At 73.3% G+C, this 18,595-nt stretch carries 15 protein-coding genes; 10 read left to right on the top strand and 5 right to left on the bottom strand.

Annotated features, from left to right (window positions below; genetic code table 11):
- The first annotated feature begins 190 nt into the window (after positions 1–190).
- A complete protein-coding gene (locus tag J1M64_RS00770; protein ID WP_241260917.1) occupies positions 191–1,852 on the top strand; it encodes a cytochrome c biogenesis protein ResB in 1,662 nt (553 codons plus the stop codon).
- The gene (ccsB, locus tag J1M64_RS00765; RefSeq protein WP_159148586.1) at positions 1,849–2,847 is read left to right on the top strand and encodes a c-type cytochrome biogenesis protein CcsB; all 999 of its coding nucleotides are present in this window, start codon (positions 1,849–1,851) and stop codon (positions 2,845–2,847) included. The genes J1M64_RS00770 and ccsB overlap by 4 nt, the downstream gene beginning before the upstream one ends.
- Here ccsB and J1M64_RS00760 read toward each other — a convergent pair.
- From J1M64_RS00760 to J1M64_RS00745, 4 genes are read right to left on the bottom strand one after another with little or no spacing between them, the layout of a single operon-like run.
- Positions 2,844–3,515: an ABC transporter ATP-binding protein gene (locus J1M64_RS00760; protein WP_206472119.1), complete on the bottom strand. Its 672-nt coding sequence runs from the start codon at positions 3,513–3,515 to the stop codon at positions 2,844–2,846. The two genes, ccsB and J1M64_RS00760, sit on opposite strands and share 4 nt — an antisense overlap.
- Entirely contained in the window at positions 3,512–5,059 is a 1,548-nt protein-coding gene (locus J1M64_RS00755; RefSeq protein WP_206472111.1) for an ATP-binding cassette domain-containing protein, read from the bottom strand. The genes J1M64_RS00760 and J1M64_RS00755 overlap by 4 nt, the downstream gene beginning before the upstream one ends.
- A complete protein-coding gene (locus tag J1M64_RS00750) occupies positions 5,056–6,081 on the bottom strand; it encodes an ABC transporter permease (protein ID WP_307872333.1) in 1,026 nt (341 codons plus the stop codon). The genes J1M64_RS00755 and J1M64_RS00750 overlap by 4 nt, the downstream gene beginning before the upstream one ends.
- Positions 6,048–7,706: an ABC transporter substrate-binding protein gene (locus J1M64_RS00745; protein ID WP_241260916.1), complete on the bottom strand. Its 1,659-nt coding sequence runs from the start codon at positions 7,704–7,706 to the stop codon at positions 6,048–6,050. The genes J1M64_RS00750 and J1M64_RS00745 overlap by 34 nt, the downstream gene beginning before the upstream one ends.
- 124 nt (positions 7,707–7,830) lie before the next feature.
- Between J1M64_RS00745 and J1M64_RS00740 the strand changes: the two genes are divergently transcribed.
- The 8 genes from J1M64_RS00740 (at position 7,831) to J1M64_RS00705 (ending at position 16,969) form a co-directional block, all read left to right on the top strand.
- Positions 7,831–8,118 (top strand): helix-turn-helix transcriptional regulator, encoded by a 288-nt coding sequence (locus tag J1M64_RS00740; protein ID WP_061228888.1) that lies wholly within the window; start codon positions 7,831–7,833, stop codon positions 8,116–8,118.
- A gap of 47 nt (positions 8,119–8,165) precedes the next feature.
- Positions 8,166–9,305: an XdhC family protein gene (locus J1M64_RS00735; RefSeq protein WP_206472097.1), complete on the top strand. Its 1,140-nt coding sequence runs from the start codon at positions 8,166–8,168 to the stop codon at positions 9,303–9,305.
- Positions 9,306–9,433: 128 nt separating this feature from the next.
- Positions 9,434–10,807 carry an aldolase gene (locus J1M64_RS00730; protein ID WP_206472095.1) on the top strand — a complete coding sequence of 458 codons (1,374 nt, stop codon included), beginning with the start codon at positions 9,434–9,436 and terminating at the stop codon, positions 10,805–10,807.
- Complete coding sequence (gene allB / locus J1M64_RS00725; protein WP_206472093.1) at positions 10,804–12,189, top strand: allantoinase AllB; 1,386 nt, start codon at positions 10,804–10,806, stop codon at positions 12,187–12,189. The genes J1M64_RS00730 and allB overlap by 4 nt, the downstream gene beginning before the upstream one ends.
- Positions 12,186–13,214 (top strand): allantoicase, encoded by a 1,029-nt coding sequence (gene alc, locus J1M64_RS00720; protein WP_206472090.1) that lies wholly within the window; start codon positions 12,186–12,188, stop codon positions 13,212–13,214. Before allB ends, alc begins: the two co-directional genes overlap by 4 nt.
- A 154-nt stretch (positions 13,215–13,368) precedes the next feature.
- A complete protein-coding gene (locus tag J1M64_RS00715) occupies positions 13,369–14,433 on the top strand; it encodes an isopenicillin N synthase family oxygenase (RefSeq protein WP_206472088.1) in 1,065 nt (354 codons plus the stop codon).
- On the top strand, positions 14,433–15,245 hold the full coding sequence (locus J1M64_RS00710) for an alpha/beta fold hydrolase (protein ID WP_206472086.1): 813 nt from the start codon (positions 14,433–14,435) through the stop codon (positions 15,243–15,245). Before J1M64_RS00715 ends, J1M64_RS00710 begins: the two co-directional genes overlap by 1 nt.
- A 173-nt stretch (positions 15,246–15,418) precedes the next feature.
- On the top strand, positions 15,419–16,969 hold the full coding sequence (locus J1M64_RS00705; protein WP_206472084.1) for a SidA/IucD/PvdA family monooxygenase: 1,551 nt from the start codon (positions 15,419–15,421) through the stop codon (positions 16,967–16,969).
- Between the two features lie 25 nt (positions 16,970–16,994).
- On the opposite strand, the gene J1M64_RS00700 is transcribed toward J1M64_RS00705, so the two are convergent.
- Positions 16,995–18,595, bottom strand: a 1,601-nt coding sequence (locus J1M64_RS00700; protein ID WP_241260915.1) for an HNH endonuclease signature motif containing protein, incomplete at its 5' end; no start/stop codon positions are given.

The following is an 18,595-nucleotide window of genomic DNA, read 5'->3' as shown; positions in this document are numbered from 1 at the left end:
CCCAGGAACCCCCGCGGCGGGGGAGGCTCCGGCAGCCGGCCGGAGACCCCCGCCACACCCGGCGCGACCTCCCCGCAGTTGGCCATACCCTGCCAGGATCCGCTCAGGTTCGCCCCACTAGCCTGGGTGCGACCGGCGCCGAGCCACGCCCCGAGCCGCCTCGGCGCGCCGCGACCCGCAGATGGACCCCATGCCCAGAACCGCTGCCGTCACCGCGTTCCTCCGCAACGCGTGGCGCACCCTCACCGCCATGCGCACGGCGCTGATCCTGCTGTTCCTGTTGGCCGTCGCCGCCATCCCGGGCGCGCTCCTGCCACAGCGCAGCCTCAACGAGGGCAACGTCAACGAGTACATCGCCGAGAACGGGTGGCTGGGCGAGACCTACGACAAGCTCCAACTGTTCGACGTTTTCAGCAGCTGGTGGTTCACCGCCATCTACGTCCTGCTGTTCGTCTCGCTGGTCGGCTGCCTCACCCCGCGCTGCTTCGAGCTGGTCCGCCAGCTGCGCACGCCCCCGCCGCTGACCCCGCGCAACCTGTCCCGCCTGCCGCACCACGCCGCATACCGGACCACGGCCACGCCGGAGCAGGCCGCGGACCAGATCCGCCGCGAGCTCAAGGGCCGGGTCCGCCGCAACGACGGCGACGGCCGCGTCCCCGGCACCATCGAGCTGTCCACCGAGCGCGGTTACTCGCGCGAGGTCGGCAACATCGTCTTCCACTTCGGCCTGCTCGCGCTGCTCGTCATGTTCGCGGCCGGCAAGTTCGTCTACGCCGAGGGCATGCGCGTCATCGTCGCCAATGAGGAGTCCCCGGCGTTCTGCAACACCACGCCCAGCGCGTACGACTCGTTCCGCGCCGGCCTGCTGGTGGACGGCACGGACCTCGAGCAGTTCTGCATCAAGGTCGAGGACTTCCGCGCCGACTATCTGCCCAACGGGCAGGCCGAGATGTTCACCTCCAACGTGCGGTACACGGAGGAGGTCACCACGACCGACCCGGACACGTGGGAGCCGTTCGAGATGCGGGTCAACCACCCGCTGCGCATCGGTTCCACGCGCGTCTATCTGCAGGGTCACGGCTTCGCGCCGACGTTCACGGTGACGTACCCGAACGGCGAGACCCGCACGGACACCCAGCACTGGACGCCGACCGAGCTGCAGACGTTCCTGTCCTCGGGCATCATGCGCTTCGACCCGCCCGCTGGCATGTACCCCGATCTGGCCGAGCGGCGGACGCAGCAGATCGCCATCCAGGGCCTGTTCGCGCCGACCGCGCAGTTCGAGGGCACCCTGCTGAGCTCGCGGTTCCCGCGCATGGACGACCCGGCGGTGGCGATCGACGTCTACCGCGGGGACGCCGGCCTGGACACGGGCCGCCCGCAGTCGGTCTTCTCGCTCGAGCCGGACCTCATCGAGACCGGCGCGCTCAACCGCGAGGCCCGCGTCAACCTCAAGCCCGGCGAATCCACGACCCTGCCCGACGGCACCGAGGTGCGGTTCGACGGCGCCGAGGAGTTCGTCAACATCCAGGTCTCCTCCGACCCCACGCAGATCTGGGTCGGAGTGTCCGCCGCCGTGATGATGGCGGGCCTGGTGCTCAGCCTGATGGTGCGGCGCCGGAGGATCTGGGCGCGGGTGAGTGTCGACGACGACGAGGTCACCCGTGTCGATCTGGGTGGCCTGGCCAAGACGGACCGATCGGGCTGGGGAAGCGAGTTCGACGAGCTCCGGGACCGGCTGGTCTCGGCGGCGACTGTCACACCCGTGTTGCCGGGTGAGGCCGACACGGGCCACACTTCAACTAGTCGCGGTACCGCCGCCGACGCTGCGCGGAAGGACGACACCCGGTGATCACTTCGACCCTCGCACAGGGCCTGCCCATCGACGAGACGCTGGCCACCTACTCGGACCTGGCGTTCCGGACGGCCTTCGGGATCTATGCACTGGCGCTGATCGCGTCGCTGATCTACTACGCGGGTTTCCGCGTGGCCAAGGTCTCGGAGAAGGAGCTGGTCACGGCCGGCGGGACCGGGCTGACCGAGTCGCGGTCCCTCACCGACACCGGCGACGAGGAGCGGGCCTCGGCCGGCAACGTGCGCTGGGCGCGGATCGCGCAGCTGTTCGTGGTGCTCGGGTTCGTGTTCCACGCCGCGTCCCTCGTCCTGCGGGGGCTGTCCACGGAGCGGTTCCCGTGGGGCAACATGTACGAGTTCATCCTGGGCAGCACGCTGTTGGCGGTGGCGGCGGGGCTGATCTGGCTGCGCAAGCCCGCACTGCAGGTGGTGTGGCCGTATCTGCTGGTGCCGATCCTGGTGCTGCTGTTCTTCGGCGGGACCCACCTGTACTCGGACGCCGCGCCCGTGGTGCCGGCGCTTCGCTCATACTGGCTGCCGATCCACGTGTCGATCATCGCGCTGGGCTCGGGCATCCTGCTCATCCCCGGTGTCGTGTCGATCATGTATCTCATCCGCGTGTGGCAGCCGCAGGGGCAGGAGCACGGGTGGGGCGCCCGCCTGGCCCGTCCACTGCCGGCCGCCGAGACCCTCGACCGCCTCGCGTACCGCACCACGGTCATCGGCTTCCCGGTGTTCGGCGTGGGCATCCTGCTCGGCGCCGTGTGGGCGGAGAGCGCGTGGGGCCGCTTCTGGGGCTGGGACCCCAAGGAGACGGTGTCGTTCATCTCCTGGGTGCTCTACGCGGGCTACCTGCACGCCCGTGCGACCAGCGGCTGGGGCCCCAAGAAGGCGGCGTGGATCAACATCGCCGGCTTCGCCGTGCTGGTGTTCAACCTGTTCTTCATCAACATCGTGGTCTCGGGCCTGCACTCCTACGCCGGGCTGAACTAGCTCCCGGCGGCGTCGCCCATCGTGTGGACGACGTCGGCCCAGTCGGCTGCGAGCCGCTGATCATGGGTGATCGCGAGAACCCCGAGCCCCCCGTCTGCGCGAGCCCGCAGGACGCCCGCGATCGCGTTCGTGCTCTCGGGGTCCAGATGCGCGGTGGGCTCGTCGGCGAGCAGGTAGCGCGGCCGCTGGGCCAGCGCCCGGGCGAGGCAGGAGCGCTGGAGCTGTCCGCCGGAGACCTGTCCGGGCCGACGGTCGAGTAGGCCGGGATCCACACCGACCTCGAGGGCGAGCGCGCCCACGTCCACCGGTATCCCGCGCAGCCGTCCGGGAAGCGCGATGATCTGCCGGAGCGTCATCCGGGGGTCCGCCGACGCCATCGGGTCCTGATTCAGCAGCGCCGTGTGCCCGGGCAGTCGGCCGCGCCGGCGCCGCACCGCCCGCACACCCGGGCCGTTGGTCGGCGTCCCGGGCTCGTCGGTCACCGTCACCGCCCCGGCTGTGGGCGTCAGCAACCCGGCGAGCAGATGCGCGAGGGTGGTCTTCCCACTTCCGGAGGGACCCACGAGCGCGGTGATCCGGCCCCCGCGCACGGTCAGATCGGTCGGGGGCAACGTGAATCCGTCGGCCCCGGCGTGCCGGAAGGCGACCCCGCGTGCCGACAGCGTCATGGCGACACCAGCTCCGCGATCGGCCGGAGCCTACCGCCACGCATCTCGAGGACCTCGTCGGCGACGCCACTCTCCGCGAGCGCGGCGTGGTCGTGGGTCACGAGCAGCACTGCGAGCCCGGTGTCGTCGGCCAGTCGGCGGAGCGTCGTCAGGACGGCCCGGGCCAGGTCGGCATCCAGGCCGGTGGTGGGTTCGTCGGCGAGCAGGACGGTGGGGTTCGTGCTCAGCGCGGCCGCGATCGCCATCCGGCGCAGCTGCCCGCCCGAGAGCTGGTGCGGGTACCGGTCAGCCAGGGCGGGGTCGACCCTCGCGAGCCGGCAGAGGACGTCGACGTCAGGGGCGCGGCGGTCGCCGCGGCCCCGGCGCCCGACGGCGAGTCCTTCCTCGAGCTGCCCCCGCAGGTGCCGGGTCGGGGTGAACGCGGCCGCCGCGGACTGGGGGACGTGTCCGGTCGACCCGCCGGGGCCCACGTCCACGCGGCCTGCGGTGATCGCGCCCGCCGGGGTCAGCCCGGCGCAGGCGTCGAGCAGACTGGACTTGCCGGCGCCCGACGGCCCGATGATCGCCACGACCCGGCCCGTCTCGATCCGCAGGGATGCCCCGTCGACCGCCCGCACCGAGCCCGGATCCCGGTGCGCCACCACGAGATCGTCCACCGTCAGGCCCGCCCGGCTGGCGCCCACCTCGTCGTCGTCGCGGTGGTGGTCGCCGGGGTTGTGGCCACCTACGGGGACCCCGCGTCGCACCGCCCCGCGTCGTGCCGCCCTGCGCCCCGGCGTCCCGGGCCCCAGCAGCGCCACCGCCACGGTCACCGCGATGAGCGCGGCGGTGGGGAAGGCCAGCGGCCACCACCGGCCGAGCAGGAGGCCGGGCTGGGACAGCGCGACGAGTGTGCCGAGGCTCGGCCGTTCGGGCGGCATGCCGATGCCGAGGAACGACAGGGTCGACTCGTGCCACACGGCGTGCGGGACCATGAGCACCGTCGCGAGGCCGGCCTGCCCGACCACGGCCGGCAGGACGTGCCACCGCGCGAGCTGCAGCGGGGACGCCCCGGCGACGCGGGACGCGGCGACGTACCGCGACGCCATGATCGTCTGCGCCTCGGCCCGCACCACCCGCGCGACGGCCGGCCAATGCGTCAGCGCCAGGGCCACCACGATGGCGGCGAGCGACCCCCGGAACAATGCCACCACCACGACCGTGGCGAGCAGGTGCGGCACGGCGGCGACCGCGTCGGTGCAGCGCATGAGTGCCGCGTCGACCCGGCCACCGCACGCCGCCGCTCCGGCGCCCACCGCCACCCCGAGCACCCCGGCGAGCACCGCGGCGCCCGCGGCGACCGCGAGCGACACCCGCAGCGCCTGCGCCACCCGGACGGACAGGTCGTGCCCCAGCCCGTCGGTGCCCATCGGGTGCGCCCACGTCGGCGGCAGGTCGGCCGACAGGTACCCCGACGACACCATGCCCGCGGGCGCGATCACGGGCCACACCAGGGCGAACGCCACCACGGCCACGAGCATCACCCCGCCCCACCGCCCGATCACGCATCGATCCGCACCCTCGGGTCGGCGACGAGCAGCAGGCAGTCGGCGAGCCACGTGCCGACCAGGACGGTGAGCGACGCCGCCACCGTCACCGCGGCGAGCAGCGCGAAGTCGGCCCCGAGCGCGGCGTCGACGGTCGCAGCCGCCACCCCGGGCCACGCGAAGACGGTCTCCACGACCAGCGATCCGACCATCACTTCGGGGACCCGCGAGCCGAGCAGCGCGATAAGCGGCGCCCACGCGACGGGTGCGACGTGCCTGCTCAGAACGGTCCATTCGCCCAGTCCACGGGCCCGCGCCTCGGCGACGGCCGGCGACGCCTCCGCGTCGAGCACCGCCCGCCGGAACGCGAGCAGCATCCACGGCACCTGCCCGGCGGCCAGCACGAGCGCGGGCAGAATGCCGTAGCGCACCACGCCGCCCACCGTGGCCGCCTGCCCGGGCGGGGCCGCGCCGGAGACGGGCAGCCACCCCAACGCCACCGAGAACACCGCCACCGAGCCCAGGGCCAGCGCGAACGTCGGGATCGAACTCAGCGTGACCGCCGCCCCGGCGAGCGCCCGGTCGACCGCGCCGTGGGGGCGCGCCGCCGCGATGAGGCCGGAGAGGACGACGACGACGAGGGCGATCCCCAGCCCCACCGCCGACAGTCCCACGGTCCACGGAAGCCGCTCGGTGAGCACGTCGAGCACCGGTTGGCGGAAGGTGGGGGAGTAGCCGATATCGCCGGTCGCCAGTCCCGCGATCCACTGTGTCCAGGCCTGCCACCAAGGCCGATCGGTGCCGAGGGCGGTGGCGGAGGCCGAGCGTTCGGCGGCGGTCAGGCGTTCGTAGCCGTCGCCGAGGTGGGCGGCCAGCGGGTCGAGCGGTGAGGCGTCGGCCATGATGAACGCCGCCAGCGTCACGGCGAGCACGACGATCGGCGCGGCGAGCGCCCGGCGGACCGTGACGCGCGCGAGTTCGGCTCGTCGTTCACGCAGTCGCCGGATCACGGGCGGGCCGTCCAGTGCGCGATCGCCCACCACGGCCCCCAGGTCGTGCCGTGGGAGTGCGGTTCGAGGATCGGGGCGGGGCCGGTGTGGCCGGTGTCGCGGACGAGATAGGTGTGTTCGAGCGTCACGAGGAACAGGTGCCCGGGGTCGCGGTGGTACGCCCGGAGGGCCTGCCGGTAGAAGTGGGTCCGTTCGGCCGGGTCGGAGGCCCGGCGGGCGGCGTCGAGGGCGCGGTCGACGTCCGCGTTGCCGTAGCCACCGGGGTTGTCCAGCGGCCCGGACAGCGGGGTCCGCGAATGCAGGGTGCGGTAGGCCTGGGTGTCGACGGTGTACGGGTTGTCGCCGCCGCCGAGCAGGACCGCCACCTCGCCGGCGCGGGCCTCGATCTCGTCCCACGTCCCGCCCCACAGTTCCACGGCCACGCCCACCTCGCGCAGTTGGTCGGCCACCGCCGAGGCGAGTTCGCGGCGCAGCGAGTCGGCGACGGGATAGGCCAGCACGAACTCTGCCCTGTCGGCGGAGCCCCCGCGGACCAGCACCCCGTCCGGCCCCGGCCGCCACCCGGCCTCCGCGAGCCGGCCCCGCGCGTCGGCCCGGCGCACGGCCGGGTCCGCGTCGGGCTGCACGCCGGCTACGCCCACCGGTTCGAACTCCGGGTAGGCGTCGGTGATCGGGGAGGTGGCGGGCCGGCCGTGCCCGGCGAGGACGTGCTCGACCAGCGACTCGCGGTCCACGGCCAGCGTCAGCGCGCGCCGGACCGCGGGGTCGCCGGTGAAGGGGTGCGCGGTGGGCAGGGCCACGGCCCGCCAGTCCGCGGTGTTGACCGACACCAGCTCCAGCCCGTCGCGGTCGGCCAGCCCGGCAGCCAGGGCGGGCGGCAGGACGGTGCCGTCGACCTCGCCGGTGACGATCATCTGGGCGCGGGCGTTCTCATCGGGCACCGACCGCAGGACAAGGGTGTCGACATCGGGGGCGCCGTCGCGGTGGTCGGGATCGCCCACCAGCACGGCCTCGCCGGGGGAGAGGCGCTGGAGCCGGTAGGGGCCGGTGCCGACGGGTGCGGTGTTGAGCGTCGATTCCGCGGCCGGCCCCGGCGCGAGCAGCTCGGACGGGGCGATGCCGAGCAGAAGTCGCGCGGGCATCCCCGGGTCCGCCGCGTCGAGCCCGAACTCCACGGTGAGCGGATCCGGCGTCCCGATCCGGGCGATCGACGTGTAGTCCGACGCGATCGGCGAGCCCGACACCGGATCGGCCACCGCCCGGTAGGTGGCCGCGACGTCCCCCGAATCCAGCGCGGTGCCGTCGTGGAACCGCACGCCCTCGCGCAGCCGAACGGTCCACGTGAGCCCGTCGTCGCTGACCTCCGGGTCGGCCGCGGCGAGCGCGGGCACGAGGTCGGGTAGCGACTCGTCGTCCGTGGCCGCCGGGCGCAGCAGCCCCTCGTACAGCGGCGAGACGCCGGTGGAGCCGTAGCCGGCGACCGGGTTGAACTCGCCCAGCGGCGCCGAGTCGGCCAGCACGACCCGGCCGCCGACGCTCCCGCCGCCGCTGCCACCACCCTCCCCGCCGTCACCAGCGGCGGACGGCATCGCGCATCCCGACGCGGCCAGGGCCACTGCGAGGCACACACCGGTGACGGCGTAGAACGGTCTCAAGTGCGTCTCCTACCCACGGGAGATACGTGTCCGGTCGGACACCTAGTGCGCCCGAGCGTAGAGGCGGAATGTGTCGCGGCTGTTACGGAGGAACCGATGGACGTGAACCGATGGACGTGAACCGATGGACGTGAACGACTGGGCCGCGCGCTTCGACCTCCTCGCCGACCCCACCCGCCTCGGCCTCCTGGCCCACATGCACCACGCCGGGCCGGGCGTCGCGACGGTCTCCGACCTGGCCGACGCCGTCGGCATCACCCGCAACGCGGCGTCCCAGGCGCTGCGGATCCTGCGCGACCAGGGCTGGGTCAGCGCGACGCGCGACGACGCCGACGGTCGCATCGTGCGCTACACCCTCGTCGACGACACCGTGCACCGGATCCTGCACCTCATGGGCGCGCGCCACGACTGAATCCCGGCGGTAACACCTCGGCAATGTGACCTCGCCATCCTGAGCGCATGGACATCCCCGTCGCCGAGACCCTGGCCCGCTGGCGCGCTGCCGGCGTCGCGTCTGCGCTGGCCCGGGTCGTCGCGACGGGCGGGTCGGCGCCTCTGGCCCCGGGCACCGCGATGGCGGTCTCCGCGACCGGCGAGGTGGTCGGTGGCGTCTCCGGCGGCTGCGTGGACGCGGCGGTGTACACGCTGTGCGAGCAGGTCATCGTCGACGGCGGCCCCGCCCTCGCGCGCTTCGGCCCCGACGGCGACGAACTCCCCGACCGACTCCTCGACGTGGGCCCGACCTGCGGCGGATCGCACGAGGTGTTCGTCGAACCCCTCGCCCCCGCGCCACCGCCGGGCCTCGCGCACCCCGTTGACCGACTGCTCGCCGCCGCGCGCGAGGGCCACGCCGTGGTCGCGGCCACCGTCCTTGACGGCCCGTGCGCCGGGCAGTGGATGGTGGCGGGGGGAGACGGCGGCACAGGGGTCGACGACGACGAGGCCCCGCCCTGGGCCGGCGGGCCGGTGGCCGCGGCGATCGCCGAGGGGCGCGGAACCGGCGTCGTCTTCGCCGCCCCTGCCGCCGACCCTGCCGCCGACAGCGCTGCAGACGGCGCCGCCCTGCCGGCCCGCGTCTTCCTGCACCGGCTCGACCCGCCGCGGTTGCTGGTGTTCGGCGCGACCGCGTTCGCCGAGGCCCTCGTACCGATGGGTGCGCAGCTCGGGTACCGGGTGACGGTGTGCGATGCCCGACCGGTGTTCGCGGCCGCCGAGCGCTTCCCGGCGGCCGCCGAGGTGGTGCGGCGGTGGCCGCACCAGTACCTCGCCGGGACCCGCGTCGACGCCTCCACCGCGATCTGCGTCCTCACCCACGATCCCAGGTTCGACATCCCGCTGCTGGTCGAGGCGCTGCGGACCCGCGCCGGGTACATCGGCGCGATGGGCAGCCGACGCACCCACACCCAGCGGATGACGGATCTGCGCGCGGAGGGGGTCCCCGAGGCGGGGCTGCAGCGCGTGCACTCGCCGATCGGGCTGGACCTGGGCGCGCGAACTGCCGCGGAGACCGCGCTGTCGATCGCGGCCGAGCTCGTCGCCCATCGCCGGGGCGGGACCGGGGCACCGCTGGTGGGGATGGATGCCGCGATCCACCGGTGAGCGCCGTCGGGCGCATCCATTCGCGGCGTAACACGGGGGACACGCGTGGGTGACCATGGCGGAACCGTGCGTCGATAGACAGGTGTAGCGGGCGGGTCGCGCCCACCCCCTCGTTCCCAGGAGTACGCGTGAACCCACTCCCCACACCGGACCCGGTCGTCGGCCCGGACACGGACGTCGTCCTCGCCGGCGTCGACGCCCGCCTCGCGGCCCACGACGCCGAGCAAGCCGAGCTGTTCCCCGGGCCGCCCACCGGTCGCCAACCCGTCCACACCCTGTACCTGCCCGCGGATCGCGTGCACGCCGGGCTCGTCAGCGACGTGGGCGCGGTCGCTCTCGCCGCGTTCGACGAACACCTGCCGGACCCCGCTGCCCTGCAGAGGGTGTTCAGGGCAGCCCAGGTCAGCGGTGATTCCGGCGGCGGCGATCTGGTGGCCCCGGCGGACGCCCCCGCGATTCACGCGTTGGTCCGGGCAAAGCTCGAGGTCGAGCCGGTCGAGGACCTGCGCATCGACTTCGAGGACGGCTTCACCCAGCGGGATGTGCCCCCCGGGAGGCGGGACCGCGACGAGGACGGGCACGTGGACCGGGTGCTGGCCGAGGTGATCACCCGCTGGTCAGGGCGGTCGTCGTCGCCGCCGTTCTGGGGCGTGCGGTTCGGGTCCCTCGACCCGGCCACCCGCCGCCGGGGTGTCCTCACGTTCACCCGCGTGGTCGCCGGGCTGGCCGCCGCACCGGATCGCGACGCGCTGTTGGCGGGGTTCCGGCCCACCCTGCCCAAGGTGACGTCCGTCGACCAGGTGCGCGCGATGGTCGGGATCTGCCGCGACCTCGAAGCGGCGTGCAGCCTGCCGGAGCGCGCCTTGCGGTTCGAGATCCAGATCGAGACCCCGCAGTCGATCTGCGCCCCCGACGGTTCGGCACTGGTCGCCCGGCTGATCCACGCCGCCGACGGGCGCTGCATCGGTGTGCACTACGGCACCTACGACTACTCGGCCGCCTGCGGGATCGCCGCCGAGTACCAGGCCATGGACCACCCGGCCGCCGACCACGCCAAAGCCGTCATGCAGGTCGCGGCCGCCGGCACCGGGGTGGCGCTGTCCGACGGCTCGACCAACCGGCTGCCCGTCGGCGACGCGGAGGCGGTGCGCGCGGGGTGGCGTCTGCACGCGCGGCTGATCGACCGGTCACTGCGCCGCGGCTTCTACCAGGGCTGGGACCTGCATCCCGCGCAGCTGGTGTCCCGGTACGTGGCCACCTACGCCTTCTACCGGCGTTCGGTGCCGGCCGCGTGCGCGAGGATCGCCGCCTACCTCGGCACGGGCCCGGACGCCGGATACCTCGACGAACCCGCCACCGCCCGCGCCCTGGCCGACTTCTGCCAGCGCGCCCTGGACTGCGGGGCCGTCACCGCGGACGAGATCACCTCCCGCGCCGGCGTCGATCGCGCCGACTTGGCCGCGCTGACACACCCGAGAACCGACCACGAGGAGAGCAGATGACCCACCCCGACCTGGTGATCCGGGCCCACCGGGCGATCGTCGATGGTGCCGAGCGGGAGGCCCTCGTCGTCGTCGTCGACGGCACCATCACCACCGTCGACGTGGCCCCGGGCGCACTCGACCGGGCACCCACCGGCGCCCCCACGGTGACCCTGGCGCGCGACGTGGTCCTGTTGCCCGGCCTGGTCGACACCCACGTGCACGTCAACGAACCCGGCCGTACCGACTGGGAGGGCTTCGCCAGCGCCACGCGCGCCGCGGCCCGCGGAGGGGTGACCACCCTGATCGACATGCCCCTCAACTCCAGTCCCGTCACCACCGGCCCCGCCGCGCTCGACGCCAAACTCGCCAGCACGGTGGGCAAACTGCACGTCGACGCCGGCTTCTGGGGCGGCGCGGTGCCGGAGAACCTCGGCCGGCTGCGTGAACTGTGGGACCGCGGCGTGTTCGGGTTCAAGTGCTTCCTGCCGCACTCCGGGATCGACGAGTTCCCGCCGCTGGACCCTACGCAGATGCTCGCGGCCATGGCGGAGATCGCGTCGTTCGACGGCCTGTTGATCGTCCACGCCGAGGACGCCGGGACCATCGACGCCCAGGCCCCGCCCGACGGGCCGGTGTACGCCGGGTTCCTCGACTCGCGGCCCGTGTCGGCGGAGGTCCGCGCGGTGGCGCAGGTGATCGACGGCGTCCGGCGCACCGGGTGCCGCGCGCACATCCTGCACCTGTCCGCCGCCGACGCACTGCCGCTGATCCGCGCCGCCAAGGCCGAGGGGTTGCCGATCACCGTGGAGACGTGCCCGCACTACCTGTCGCTCTTCGCCGAGGAGATCCAACCCGGTGCCACCCACTACAAGTGTTGCCCGCCGATCCGGGAGGCCGGCAACCGCGAGGGACTGTGGGAGGGGCTGCGCGACGGGACCATCGATCTGGTGGTCTCCGACCACTCCCCGTGCGTGCCCGAGCTCAAGCGATTCGACACCGGCGACTTCGGTGAGGCGTGGGGCGGGATCGCCTCCGTCCAACTGGGCCTGCCGGTCATGTGGTCCGAGGCCCGGCGCCGGGGGATGGGGCTGCCCGACGTGGTGCGGTGGATGGCCTCCGGGCCCGCCGCGTTCGTCGGCCTTCCCGACCGGGGGGCTATCCGTCCCGGCGCCCGCGCGGACCTGGTGGTCCTGGTCCCCGACGACGCCTTCGTGGTCCTGCCCGAGCGGCTGGAGCACAAGAACCCCGTGACCGCCTACGCCGAACGGGCCCTGGCCGGCGTCGTGCGCGAGGTCTACCTCGCCGGCCACCGCGTGGACCTGGACCGCCCGGCCGCGGGCCACCCGGTGCTCCGCCCCATCCCTTCCCTGGCCTCGTCCAGAACGGAGACCCCCGCATGACCGCGACCACGTCCACCACGCCCGACTTCCTCACGCTGCCCGACCTGGCCTCCCGCACCCTCGCCGGCGCGGTGGTCCACGCCGACGACGAGTTCTTCGCCGAGAAGGAGAACCTGCTCCTGCCCGGCGAACCGGCCTTCGACCCGGCCCTGTTCGGACACAAGGGCAAGGTCTACGACGGGTGGGAGACCCGTCGCCGTCGCACGCCGGGCGAGGACGCGGCGATCATCCGGCTCGGGGTGCCCGGGGTGATCCGCGGCGTGGTGGTGGACACCGCGTTCTTCCGCGGCAACTACCCGCCGGAGGTCGCCCTCGACGGCGCCTGGGTCGACGGCTACCCGGACGCGGGGCAGCTCGCGGCGGCATCGTGGCGGCCGCTGGTCCCGCCGTCTCCCGCGCAGGGCGACACCCGCAACGCCTACGCGGTGGCCGACGAGACGCCCGTGTCCCACGTGCGGCTGCGGATGATCCCCGACGGGGGCATCGCCAGGCTGCGGGTTCACGGCGAACCCGCGCCGGACCCCCGGTTCCTGGCGGGCACAGTCGACCTCGCGGCGGCGGAGAACGGCGGGCGGATCGTCGACTGCTCCGACCTGTTCTACTCGTCACCGGCCAACATCATCGCCCCCGGCCGCTCCCGCCACATGGGCGAGGGCTGGGAGAACGCCCGCCGCCGCGACGACGGCAACGACCACGTCACCATTGCCCTGGCCGGCCCGGGCACGGTCGATCACGTGGAGATCGACACCTCCTATTACGTCGGCAACGCCCCCGGATCGGCGTCCCTGCACGGCATCCGCAGGGCCGAGGACCTCGACCGCCCCGAGACCTGGGTCGAGTTGGTGCCCCGCACCCCGCTGCAGCCCGATTGCCGCCACCGGTTCCTCGTCGGGGCCGGCCCCGACCCCGTCCGGTTCGTCCGCATCGACGTCTTCCCCGACGGCGGCATCGCGCGACTCCGGGTGCACGGGCGGCTCACGGCGGACGCGCTCGAGGCGATGGCCGCCCGGCTCCCGCGGAGCTGACCGTTAATGCGGTGGTCACACGCGGGTGACGGCGACGGAACCCGCCCTCGGTAGACATGGTCGTGCACCGGCCCCCACCCCGCGTGGTGGGCGCCGCGGCCCGGCACACCGGCCCCCGTCACCTCGGCCGGCCACTCCGCCACAGGAGAAGCTCATGACCACTGATCACCCCGGTTTCCACGTCCCCACGGTGGACCTGTCTCCCTACGTCGTCGGCGGGTCCTCCGACGACCGCGCGCGGGTCGCCCGCGAGATCGACGAGGCCTGCTCGACCGTCGGGTTCATGCAGATCGTCGGACACGGCGTGGCACCCGCGGTCATCGACGGTCTGGCCGGCGCGATCGACGACTTCTTCGCACTGCCCCTCGAGGCCAAGAAGGCCTACCGCGTGGCCGATGCGAACCGCGGGTACAGCCCGCCCAGGAGCGAGTCGCTCAGTCTGAGCCTCGGGGTGGAGTCCGCGGGGCGGATGAACGACTTCTTCGAGGCGTTCAACGTGGGGGTCGAGGCACGCTCGTTCATCGGTCTGGACCTGTCGGAGGACGACTACGGGATCAACGTGTGGCCCGATCTCCCCGGTGGCCGGCGGCCCGGTTTCCGCGAGCGGGTCGATGCCTACTTCGCCGAGGCCTCCCGTGTCGCGCGCACGCTCACCCGCGTCTTCGCCGACGCCCTCGGCCAGCCCGCGGGGTATTTCGAGCAGCTCACCGACCACTCGATCGACGTTCTCCGCATGGTCAACTACGCCCTCGACGAGGGGCCCGTCTCGCTCGACGGCGAACTCAAAGGAATGGGCGAGCACACCGACTTCGGTCTGGTCACGGTCCTGTGGGCCGACCGGGTTGCCGGTCTCCAGGTCCTCGGCACCGACGGAGGCTGGCACGACGTCCAGCCCGTGGAGGACGGCCTGCTGGTCAACCTCGGCGACCTCACCGCGCGGCTGACCAACGACCGGTGGATGTCGACCCTGCACCGCGTGGCGCCACCGATCGTCGACGGCCGCATCGTCCGCCGCCGCTCGGCCGCGTTCTTTCACGACGGCAACGTCGGCGCCGTGGTGGCCACCCTGCCCGAGTTCGTGGGCACCGACGGCGACGCCTACGAGCCCGTCACCGTCCGCGAACACATCGCAGCCAAGCTCGCCGGGTCCCGGCACGGCAAGGCCAATACCGCGGCGGTTCGCGAGGCGGCCCGGGTCCTGGCGGCGTCGGCCCGGTAATGGAGGTCGACACCGTGACGGACGTGGTGTTGGTCCACGGCGCGTGGGCCGGCGGCTGGGTGTGGGACACCGTCACCGGTCCGCTCCGTGCTGCCGGCCTCCGCCCCCATGTGGTCGAGCTACCGGGCGTGGGTGGTGGCGACGACGACGAGGTGGTCGACCTCGACACCCTGGCCGACCATGTCTCAGCACTCGTGCGGCTTCTCGAACGACCTGCCGTTCTCGTGGGGCACTCCGGCGGCGGGGTCGTGGTGACCCGGGTCGCCGAACTGATTCCGGACCGGGTCGCCGGGGTCGCCTTCGTCGCCGGGATGATGTTGCCCTCGGGGGTGGACTTCGCCCAGCTCTGTGCGGGGATCGGCCTGCCTCCGGATGTGGGGATCTCCCGGTGGCTCGAGTCGAGCGCCGACGGCCGCGAGACCTCGGTCCCGCCCGAGGCCGCGGCGGCGGTGTTCTTCCACGACGCCCTGGAGGGGGACGCGATCGCTGCCGCGCGACGGTTGCGTCCGCAGCGGGAGAGCGCCCGGCTGATCTCCGCCGCCTGGACCCCTGCGCGCTTCGGCACCCTGCCGCGGTTGTACGTCGAGGCCACCGGGGATCGTACGGTCCCGATCATCGCGCAGCGCCGCATGCAGCAGCTCACTCCCGGTGCGCGGGTGGTCACGCTCCACACCGGCCACGCCCCGCAGCTGTCCGCCCCGGGCCACCTGTGCGCGGCATTGGTGGGCTTCACGCAGGAGGTGGCCGCCGACGCCGACGCCGCCGCCGCCGACGAGCGGGCGGCGCGCCACACCGCCCTCACGTCTGCGTAACACGGCGGAAAAGCGCTGGTGCCAGACTCGGAGGCGACACCGCGACGGTGCGGTCGGCCCAGCCGACCCGGCCGCCGGGCGACCGACGCCCCGGCGGCCGAGTCATCAGTCAGGCAGCGGCGCGGTGTCCGCCCGGGCACAGGACCCGGGTCCCGATGCCGCAGGAGACGTCCATGACCTCCGTGATGCCCGACGCGCCCACGCTGCCCACTCCGGGCGACACCAGCCCCGCCACCGCGGGCCGCAGCCCCCGTCGTCTCGCAGACGCCGACGCCAGGCTGGCCGCGCTGACCGCGCGCGTCCGCGAGGACATCGCCACCACGAGCCATGCTCGCGACTGGATTCCGCGCGAACCCGGCTCCGCGCAGCTCGATGTGCTCGTCATCGGGGGCGGTCAGGCCGGACTCGGCACCGCCTTCGCTCTCGGCCGTCAACGGATCGACCGGGTCCTGGTGGTGGATGACGGGCCCGCCGACCGGGTGGGCTGCTGGGACCGCTATGCACGCATGCACACCCTGCGCAGCCCCAAACACATGCGCGGCATCGAGTTCGACGTCCCGTCGCTGCACGTTCGCCGCTGGTTCGAGGCGGTCTACGGCGAGCAGGCGTGGCAGGAGATCGACCTCGTGCCGCGTCTGGACTGGAACGACTACCTGCGCTGGTACCGCGCGGCGGCGGGGATCGAGGTCCACCACGAGACGCGAGTGACGGCCGTGCACCGACCCGCCACGGCGGATGGGCCTTTCGTCGTGGAGGTGACCGCCGCCGACGGGGCCACACAGACACTGACCGCCCGGCGGATCGTGTTCGCTCTCGGCCTCAGCGGCGGCGGCGGGCAGCGGGTCCCGGAGATGGTCCGTGCACTGCCGCGCGAGCGCTGGTTCCACACCGAGGACCCGATCGACTTCGAGGCCCTGCGCGGCCGGCGGGTCGCCGTCCTGGGCGGCGGAGCCTCCGGGTTCGACAACGCCGCCACCGCCCTCGACCACGGCGCCGCGCGAGCGGAGGTGTTCATGCGGCGGGACACCGTCCCGGACTCCAACCCGCTGCGGTGGATGGAGTTCCCCGGCATGCAGGAACGCTTCTACGACCTCGACGATCGCGCGAAGTGGGACTTCACCCTCCTCAGCGGGGGCTTGCCGCAGCCGCCGACCCAGCACACGGTGTGGCGGTGCTTCGCCCATCCCGACTTCGCACTGCGCACAGGCTGTGCCTGGGACTCGGTCGCGGTGGTCGACGACGGCGCGGGCGGGACCGAGCTCGCCATCGTCACCCCCGCCGGCCGGTTCTACGCCGATGTGGTGATCGCCGCGACCGGGTACGAGGTCGACCTGCGACTGCGCCCGGAGCTCGCGGAGTTCGTCGACGACATCGCCCTGTGGGCCGACGTGCACGACTTCGCCGCCGGCCACCCGGCAGGACGCAACCCCTACCTCGGACCGGGTTTCGAGTTCACCGAACGCCGACCGGGCTCCGCGCCCTGGGTGACCAGGCTGCACCACTTCTCGACCGGCGCGCGCACGTCCATGGGCGTCACCGGAAACCAGCTGTCCGGCATCTACGGAGGTGTCGGTCGCATCGCGGGGGCGGTCACCACCGCGATCACTCGCGAGAACTGGGACCGCCTCGCGGACGACTTCGCGGGCTTCGAGTTCCGCGAGGTCCGGTCGATCGGCCCGCACCGCCCCGACGACGGCTGGTACCCGACGAGACCCCGCTACTGACGGCCCCGCCATCAGATCCCCGCCATCAGAACGGCGGCTCATCGTCGAACGCCGAGGACCGCGGCTGGTCCTGTTGGGGCCGGTCATCCTGCGGGGGAGCCGAGCGCTGCGGGCGCCCTGCCCCGGGGTCCTGTCGGCGGTGGTGCGCCTGGGCCCGCAGCCTGCTTCGTTCCGCCGCGCGGCGGTGGCGCAGGTGGGGGCGCCTCCTCGACGCCGGTGAGCCGCTGCCGGTCCTGCCGGCTTCGGCCGCGTCCTGCTGACGTTTGCTCGACTCGGGATGGCGTGGCGCGGCGAGCGCGGCCAGTGGGCCACCGGGGACCGTCGTGATGCGCGTTGCCGGACTGGCCTGCGGGTGATTGGGGCCGTGGAGCCAGACGTAGGTTCCGTCGATGTCCCGGTAGTAGGCCCAGATTCCCTCGGTCTTGAGTCGGTGGTGGAAGCGGCAGAGGGAGCCGAGATCATCGGACGTGGTGTGCCCGCCGCACTCCGGGTTCTCGTGGTCGAAGGGGATGATGTGGTCGAGGTCGGTTCTCTCGGCCGGCGTCTGGCAGCCGGGGAAGACGCAGGTGCCGTCGCGGCCCTTGCAGAAGCGTGACAACGCCTCGGAGGGCGTGTACCGCCTGGCGGCCTCGGAGTCGGGGTCCGCGAGGTCTGCCAGTGAGTCGATCCGGCGACGAGCGCTGCGCTCCAGCTGGTCGGCGGTGTGACCGCTGATCGGCCCGTACCCGGCCAGTGAGAGGCCCCGGTTGTCCGGACTGCCGTCGTCGTAGGCGTAGATGGTCACCCGCCGGGCGGCCGACTGCCCGTCCGGATCACCGGGGTGTTCGCCGTCGACGTCGGGCAGGCAGGTCCACCCGCGACTCAGTGCCAGTAGGCCCGCGGCACGCAATTCACCGAGGGAACGCGGGTCGTCCTCGGAGGCGGTGCGCGCGAGGGCCTCGATGCGGTCGGCGATCTCCACGGCGGTCTCTGCGGTGAGGTGCGCGGTGATGAGCGCCCTGTCGTCCGCGAGCGGCACCATCTCGACGTCCAGGTCCCGGCGCGCCTCTCTCGCCCTGGCGTCGGCCCCGACCGGGTCGCACGCCGAGACGGTTTTGATGAGCATTTTTCGTAGCGGGCCGAGTCTCGGTGGGTGGGTGCGACGTCTGGTGGGGGCCAGGGCTTCACTGATCCGCCTGTCGAGTTCGGGCATGAACTCGTCGGCGACCATCGCCGTCTCTTCGGCGATGGTGTGGGCGGCGAGGATGCCGATCCATCCGGTCGTGAGCAGGGCTGCGGTACGGGGGAGGCGCTCGGTCAGCTCGACCGCGGTGGTGACCAGTCGGGATGCGCCGCGCCGGGACAAGGCCATCGCGGCGCTGATCATCGAGGCGGCGGTCTCCCAGGGGTCCCGGTGGCGATCACGTTGTCCTGCGACCCGGACGCAGTCGTAGGCGAAGGCGACGGTGCGCCCCTCCGCCGCGTTGGTCACGCGTTGGGCGAGATATCCCCGCTGTTGATGCGGATCCCACCGGGCGTACGCCTCCGGAACGATCACGTCGACGGCGGGACCCGTGGCCGTCGTGAACCCCTTCGGCGGCATGAGCGGAGCAGTCGCGCCGGGGCTGGCGTGGTCTCCGGGGGCTG

This window comes from Dietzia sp. KRD202, from assembly GCF_017168155.1.
In the GTDB taxonomy this organism is placed as follows: domain Bacteria; phylum Actinomycetota; class Actinomycetes; order Mycobacteriales; family Mycobacteriaceae; genus Dietzia; species Dietzia kunjamensis.
The sequence above is the reverse complement of the archived record's forward strand: the minus strand, read 5'-3'. Positions and strand labels throughout refer to the sequence as shown.

Bases quoted from the DNA above. Each gene is read 5' to 3' on its own strand.
- J1M64_RS00740 (WP_061228888.1), top strand. From the start codon at position 7,831: ATGGACGTGAACGACTGGGCCGCGCGCTTCGACCTCCTCGCCGACCCC.
- J1M64_RS00715 (WP_206472088.1), top strand. From the start codon at position 13,369: ATGACCACTGATCACCCCGGTTTCCACGTCCCCACGGTGGACCTGTCT.
- J1M64_RS00705 (WP_206472084.1), top strand. From the start codon at position 15,419: ATGACCTCCGTGATGCCCGACGCGCCCACGCTGCCCACTCCGGGCGAC.
- J1M64_RS00710 (WP_206472086.1), top strand. From the start codon at position 14,433: ATGGAGGTCGACACCGTGACGGACGTGGTGTTGGTCCACGGCGCGTGG.
- J1M64_RS00760 (WP_206472119.1), bottom strand. From the start codon at position 3,515: ATGACGCTGTCGGCACGCGGGGTCGCCTTCCGGCACGCCGGGGCCGAC.
- allB (WP_206472093.1), top strand. From the start codon at position 10,804: ATGACCCACCCCGACCTGGTGATCCGGGCCCACCGGGCGATCGTCGAT.
- J1M64_RS00735 (WP_206472097.1), top strand. From the start codon at position 8,166: ATGGACATCCCCGTCGCCGAGACCCTGGCCCGCTGGCGCGCTGCCGGC.
- J1M64_RS00770 (WP_241260917.1), top strand. From the start codon at position 191: ATGCCCAGAACCGCTGCCGTCACCGCGTTCCTCCGCAACGCGTGGCGC.
- alc (WP_206472090.1), top strand. From the start codon at position 12,186: ATGACCGCGACCACGTCCACCACGCCCGACTTCCTCACGCTGCCCGAC.